This is a genomic window from Actinoplanes sp. NPDC048791, from assembly GCF_040650095.1.
Taxonomy (GTDB): Bacteria; Actinomycetota; Actinomycetes; order Mycobacteriales; family Micromonosporaceae; genus Actinoplanes.
Window position 1 is genome coordinate 1 of the sequence record NZ_JBEZGQ010000451.1, and the last position, 6,491, is coordinate 6,491.

At 71.3% G+C, this 6,491-nt stretch carries 6 protein-coding genes; 3 read left to right on the forward strand and 3 right to left on the reverse strand.

What is annotated here, in order from left to right:
- Together AB0C29_RS27600 and AB0C29_RS27605 are read left to right on the forward strand one after the other, a co-directional pair.
- Positions 1 to 987 (forward strand): ABC transporter permease (locus AB0C29_RS27600; RefSeq protein WP_360825835.1); only part of this gene is annotated, 987 nt, incomplete at its 5' end.
- A gap of 20 nt (positions 988 to 1,007) precedes the next feature.
- The gene (locus AB0C29_RS27605) at positions 1,008 to 2,144 is read left to right on the forward strand and encodes a hydrolase (protein WP_360825838.1); all 1,137 of its coding nucleotides are present in this window, start codon (positions 1,008 to 1,010) and stop codon (positions 2,142 to 2,144) included.
- A gap of 41 nt (positions 2,145 to 2,185) precedes the next feature.
- On the opposite strand, the gene AB0C29_RS27610 is transcribed toward AB0C29_RS27605, so the two are convergent.
- Genes AB0C29_RS27610 through AB0C29_RS27620 form a run of 3 tightly spaced genes read right to left on the reverse strand, consistent with a single transcriptional unit; the run spans position 2,186 to position 5,510 of the window.
- The gene (locus tag AB0C29_RS27610) at positions 2,186 to 2,929 is read right to left on the reverse strand and encodes a succinate dehydrogenase/fumarate reductase iron-sulfur subunit (RefSeq protein WP_360548086.1); all 744 of its coding nucleotides are present in this window, start codon (positions 2,927 to 2,929) and stop codon (positions 2,186 to 2,188) included.
- A complete protein-coding gene (locus AB0C29_RS27615; protein ID WP_360825840.1) occupies positions 2,929 to 4,857 on the reverse strand; it encodes a fumarate reductase/succinate dehydrogenase flavoprotein subunit in 1,929 nt (642 codons plus the stop codon). The genes AB0C29_RS27610 and AB0C29_RS27615 overlap by 1 nt, the downstream gene beginning before the upstream one ends.
- Before the next feature lie 2 nt (positions 4,858 to 4,859).
- Positions 4,860 to 5,510, reverse strand: coding sequence for a succinate dehydrogenase cytochrome b subunit (locus tag AB0C29_RS27620; protein WP_360825841.1), 651 nt, complete (start codon positions 5,508 to 5,510; stop codon positions 4,860 to 4,862).
- A gap of 179 nt (positions 5,511 to 5,689) precedes the next feature.
- Between AB0C29_RS27620 and AB0C29_RS27625 the strand changes: the two genes are divergently transcribed.
- A partial coding sequence (locus tag AB0C29_RS27625) for a LysR substrate-binding domain-containing protein (protein WP_360825844.1) occupies positions 5,690 to 6,491 on the forward strand: 802 nt, incomplete at its 3' end.

Below are 6,491 nucleotides of genomic sequence, written 5' to 3' on the forward strand. Positions count from 1 at the left end.
CCGGGCGCGGGGGTGCCGGTTGAGGGGCCGGGCCCCCAGCCCGGGCCGGGCGGGCCGGCGTCTCTCCGTGACCCCGCCGGGATCGTCGCGGCGATCACCGCCCAGGCCGGCACCGGTGGCTACCTGGGCCAGGCCCGGACCGAGGTGACCGTCGCCGGGATCACCGGTCCGCTCTCCACCGTCGCCCTGACCGGCACCGACGGCGCCCGCTACTACCGGATGGTCTCCGGGAGCTGGCTGAGCGGGCCGGGCCAGATCGTGGTCTCCACGCCGTTCCTGACCGCCGCCGGCAAGAAGGTCGGTGACACCGTGGTGCTCACCGACCACGGCACCGACGTCACCGCCCGGATCGTCGGCGAGGCCTTCAACACCGACGACCGGGGCATGCAGATCCTCACCGACCTCGCGACCCTGCGCGCCGCCGAGCCCGACCTGGCACCGGAGAACTTCCTCGTCTCCGTCCGGCCCGGGACCGACACCGCGGCGTACGCCTCCGCCCTCGACACGGCGGTGCGGTCGCTCGGCGCGTCGGCCCGGACCGTCGAGCACGAGACCGACGAGCTCGTGCTCATCATCGACACGCTGACCGCCCTGCTCAGCGTCCTGCTGGTGGTCGTGGCCGGCCTGGGCGTGCTGAACGTCGTCGTCCTGGAGACCCGCGAGCGCGTGCACGACCTCGGGGTGCACAAGGCCCTCGGGATGACGCCGCGGCAGACGACCACGATGGTCATCTCGTCGGTGCTGGTCACCGGCGTCATCGGCGGCGTGATCGGCGCGGCGGTCGGGGTCGCGTTGCAGCGGGCGGTGCTCAGCGCCATGGGTGGCACCGCCGGCTTCACCCTGCCCGCCGCCATCGTGGACGTCTACGGCTCCACCGAGCTGCTGCTGTTCGGCCTCGGCGGGCTGGTCATCGCGGTCGGCGGCGCACTCCTCCCGGCCGGCTGGGCCGCCGGCACCCGCACGGTCACCGCACTCCGCACCGAATGACACCTCGTGGAAGGGCTGACATGAACCGTTCCCTGCTCGCCCGCCTGACCTGCGCCGCCCTTGCCGTCACCGCCGGACTGACGGTCCCGGCGCCGGCGCAGGCCGCGGACACACCGCAGCTGGTCCGGCCGACCGGCCACCATCCGGTCGGCACCACCGCGATCCACCTGACCGACACGTCCCGCCCCGACCCCTGGGTGCCCGGCTCGGCCGCGCGCGAGCTCATGGTCACCGTCTGGTATCCGGCGGCCGCGCCGGGCGGGCGCCGCGCCCGGTACATGTCGCCGCGGGAGTCCGAGCTGTACCTGGCCGGCAAAAGGATCACCGATCTGCCGCCGGACACCCTGAGCCGGGTCCGCACGTACGCGTCGGTCGATGCGCGGCCCGCCGGCCGCGCCCACAGCCTGCCCCTGGTGGTGCTCTCACCCGGCTACACCCAGCCCCGCGGGACGCTGACCGGACTGGCCGAGGACCTGGCCAGTCACGGCTACGTCGTGGCCGGGATCGACCACACCCACGAGACGTACGCGGTCACCTTCCCCGGCGGCCGCATCGCCACCTGCGCCGCGTGCGAGCTCACCGAGGACGACGCGTTCTTCCGCAAGCTGTACGCGGGCCGGGCCGCCGACGTCTCGTTCGTGCTCGACCGGCTGACCGGGCCGAAGCCGGCGTGGCGGGGCAGCTCGCTGATCGACGCCTCGCGGATCGCCATGTCGGGTCACTCGGCCGGTGGGGCGAGCGCGATCGCGGCGATGGCCGGGGACCGCCGCATCGACGCGGGGATCGACATGGACGGCACGACGCGCGGCATCGTCCCGTCCGGCGGGCTGTCCCGGCCGTTCCTGTTCCTCGGTACGCAGGCCGAGCACTCACCGGGCGGCCGGGACGTCTCGTGGGACGACGACTGGAAGCGGCTGACGGGCTGGCGGCGCTGGATCGTCATGGCCGGCACTGTGCACGGGTCCTTCACCGACCTGACGCTGCTGGCCGGCCAGCTCGGCATCGACCTGGGCGCGACCACCACGGGCACCCGCTCGCTGGAGCTCACCCGCCGGTACAACCGGGCGTTCTTCGACCGGCACCTGCGCCACCGGCCGCAGCCGCTGCTGGACCGGGCGTCGCCGCGCTACCCGGAGGTGGTCATCGCCGCGCGCTGACGCAGAGCTGGGCACGGTCGCCGACCGTGCCCAGCTACGCGCTACTTCTTGCCGATGGCCTTGCGGTAGTCGTTGTTGAGGCGGCCGATCAGGGTCAGGGGGATCCCCTTCGGACAGACGGTCGTGCACTCGCCCATGTTGGTGCAGCCGCCGAAGCCCGCGTCGTCCTGGGCCTGCAGCATGTCGACGACCCGGCTGTCGCGTTCCGGCTGGCCCTGGGGGAGCAGACCCAGGTGCGACACCTTGGCCGCGGTGAACAGCATCGACGAGCCGTTCGGGCAGGCCGCCACGCAGGCGCCGCAGCCGATGCAGGTGGCCGCCTCGAAGGCCGCGTCCGCGTCCGGCTTGGGCACCGGGGTGGCGTGCGCGTCCGGGGCGGTGCCGGTCGGCGCGGTGATGTAGCCGCCGGCCTGGATGATCTCGTCGAACGCGCTGCGGTTGACCACCAGGTCCTTGATCACCGGGAAGGCGGCCGCGCGCCACGGCTCGACGTCGATCGTGTCGCCGTCCTTGAAGTGCCGCATGTGCAGCTGGCAGGTGGTGGTGGCCCGCTCGGGACCGTGCGCCACCCCGTTGATCATCATGCCGCACATGCCGCAGATGCCCTCGCGGCAGTCGTGGTCGAACGCCACCGGGTCGTCACCGTCGAGGATGAGCTTCTCGTTGAGGACGTCGAGCATCTCCAGGAAGCTGGCGTCGGGGGAGATGTCCTTGACGTCGTAGGTGACCATGCGGCCCTTGTCGGCCGGCCCCTGCTGACGCCACACGCGAACCTGGATGTCCATTACTTGTAGCTCCGGGTGCTGGGGTGGACGTATTCGAATTCGAGCTGTTCCTTGTGCAGCACGGGCGTCTCGCCGAACTCCCAGGCGGCGACGTAGCTGTACTCGTCGTCGTGGCGCAGCGCCTCGCCGTCGGGGGTCTGGCTCTCGGCGCGGAAGTGACCGCCGGCCGACTCGGCGCGGTGCAGCGCGTCGATGCACATCAGCTCGCCCAGCTCGAAGAAGTCGGCGACCCGGCCGGCCTTCTCCAGGTTCTGGTTGAGCTGCTCGCCGGTGCCGGGCACCTTGACCCGCTGCCAGAACTCCTCGCGCAGGCCGCGGATGAGGCCGATGGCCTTGGTCAGGCCCTCCTCGGTGCGTTCCATGCCGCAGTACTCCCACATGATGTGGCCGAGCTCGCGGTGGAAGGAGTCGACGGTGCGGTCGCCGTCGACGGCCAGCAGCCGGGCCAGGCGGTCCTCGACCTGGCCGCGGGCGGCGACGACCTCCGGGTGCGACTCGTCGATCTTGTCGAACGGGCCGGCCGCCAGGTAGTTGTTCAGCGTGTTGGGCAGCACGAAGTAGCCGTCGGCCAGTCCCTGCATCAGCGCGGAGGCGCCGAGCCGGTTGGCGCCGTGGTCGGAGAAGTTGGCCTCACCGATCACGAACAGGCCCGGGATGGTCGACTGGAGGTCGTAGTCGACCCACAGCCCGCCCATCGTGTAGTGCACGGCCGGGTAGATCCGCATCGGCACCTGGTACGGGTCCTCGCCGGTGATCCGCTGGTACATCTCGAAGAGGTTGCCGTACTTGGCCTCGACGGCCGGCTGGCCCAGCCGCTCGATCGCGTCCGCGAAGTCGAGGTAGACGCCGAGCCCGCCGGGGCCGACGCCGCGGCCCTCGTCGCAGACGTTCTTCGCCGCGCGGGAGGCGATGTCGCGGGGGACCAGGTTGCCGAAGGAGGGGTAGATGCGCTCCAGGTAGTAGTCGCGCTCGTCCTCCGGGATGTCGCCCGGTTTACGGGAGTCGCCATGGGAAAGCGGCACCCACACCCGGCCGTCGTTGCGCAGCGACTCCGACATCAGCGTCAGCTTCGACTGGTGCGAGCCGGACTCCGGGATGCACGTCGGGTGGATCTGCGTGTAGCAGGGGTTGGCGAACAGCGCGCCCTTGCGGTGCGCCCGCCACGAGGCGGTGACGTTGCAGCCCTTGGCGTTGGTGGAGAGGAAGAAGACGTTGCCGTAGCCGCCCGAGGCCAGCACGACCGCGTCGGCCAGGTCGGTGGTGATCTCGCCGGTGACCAGGTCACGGACCACGACGCCGCGGGCCTTGCCGTCGACGACGACCAGCTCGAGCATCTCGTGCCGGGCGTGCATCTCGATGTTGCCCAGCCCGATCTGCCGCTCCATCGCCTGGTACGCGCCCAGCAGCAGCTGCTGACCCGTCTGCCCCCGCGCGTAGAAGGTGCGCGACACCTGGGTGCCGCCGAACGACCGGTTGTCGAGCAGGCCGCCGTACTCGCGGGCGAACGGCACGCCCTGGGCCACGCACTGGTCGATGATGTTCACGCTGACCTCGGCCAGCCGGTACACGTTGGACTCGCGGGCGCGGAAGTCGCCGCCCTTGACCGTGTCGTAGAACAGCCGGTAGATCGAGTCGCCGTCGTTGCGGTAGTTCTTGGCGGCGTTGATGCCACCCTGCGCGGCGATCGAGTGCGCACGCCGCGGGCTGTCCTGGTAGCAGTACGAGCGCACCTTGTAGCCGGCCTCGGCCAGCGTCGCCGCGGCCGAGCCACCGGCCAGGCCGGTGCCGACCACGATGACGGACAGCTTGCGGCGGTTGGCCGGGTTGACCAGCTTGGCGGAGAACTTGCGGCGTTCCCAGCGGGTCTCGATCGGCCCGTCCGGCGCGGCCTGGTCGGCGATGTCCTCGCCCTCGGTCCAGAAATTCATGGTCAGTCCACCAATCCGGTGAGCACGGCGAACGGCACCGACAGGTAGCCGACCACCAGGACGACGGAGAGCAGCAGCGCGGCGCCGCGGGCGATGCGCTCGCCGCGGGCGGTGCGCTGGCCCAGCGTGCGGACCGCGCTGAACAGGCCGTGCCGCAGGTGGAAGCCCACGGCCACGATGGACAGCGTGTAGAACAGCGTCACGTACCAGCGGTCGGGCGCGAAGTCGGCGGCGACGTTCGCGTACGCCTCACCCGGCTTGCCGTTCGGGTTGAGCGTGCCGGTGGTCAGGTCGAGGATGTGGTAGATCACGAACAGCAGGATGATCACGCCACCCCAGCGCATCGTCCGGGCCGCGTAGCTGCCCTGGACCTTGGGGCGGTGCACGTAGCGCACGGGCCGGGCCTTGCGGGCGCGGCGGGCCAGGATGGTGGCCGCGACGATGTGCGCGACGACCGCGAAGGTCAGCACCGAACGCTGGATCCACAGGTACCAGTCCTGGGGCAGCAGGGGCGTGCCGATGGTCCGCAGCCAGTGCGCGTAGTGGTCGAAGGTCTCGGCGCCGAAGAAGATCTTGAGGTTGCCGATCATGTGGGCGTACAGGAAGCCCACGAGGAGCAGCCCGGTGACCGCCATAAGGATCTTCAACGCCAGCGAGGAGCGCGCGCCCCGGCGCGGCTTGAGCGCCGGCTTCTGGGCCAGCGTCTTGCGGGCCGGCTCGGCCGTCGCCCGGGGAGTTGGAGTGCTGATGTCTACCGCCACCCCCTGAACGCTAGGAAGCCGCAGGCGATTCGTCTAATGCATGATCGGCGGGGTCGTCATAGACGTAAGCTATCAAGGTGCAGCTTCAACAGCTCCGATACTTCGTAGCAGTGGCAGAAACCCGGCATTTCACCCAAGCGGCCGACTCACTGAATGTCTCTCAGCCGACTTTAAGTAAGCAGATTCACACCCTCGAAGAGACGCTCGGCGCGCCGCTCATCGAACGCGTCCGGGGCGCGGTCGCGCTCACCGCCGCCGGCGAGACCCTGCTGCCGCTGGCCCGCCGGATGGTCGCCGACGCGGACGCCGCCCGCGACGCGGTGCAGGAGATCGTCGGGCTGCGCCGCGGCCGGGTCCGGGTCGGTGCCACCCCAAGCCTGTGCTCGTCGCTGGTCCCGACCGTGCTGCGCCGGTTCCGCACCGAGCACCCGGACATCGAGCTGCACGTCAACGAGGGCAGCTCGCAGGACCTGATCACCGACCTGCTGGCCCGGGACCTGGACCTGGCCCTGATCGTCCACCCGGAGCAGGGTGTCGACCCGGCCCTGCACGCTGCCCCGGTGCTGCGCGAGAGCCTGGTCGTCGCCTCGGTCGCCGCCGGACCGCCACCGACGGCCAACCGGCAGCTCGCCCTCACCGAGCTGCGCGACACCCCGCTGGTGATGTTCCGGCCCGGCTACGACCTGCGCGACGTCACCCTGGAGGCGTGCCGGGGTGCGGGCTTCACCCCGCGCTTCGCGGTCGAGGGCGGCGAGATGGACGCGGTGCTGGCCTTCGTGGAGGCCGGCCTCGGGGTGGCGCTGGTGCCGAGCATGGTGCTGGTCAACCGGCCGCTGCTGCGCGCGACGCCGCTGGCGCCACCGGGGATGCGCC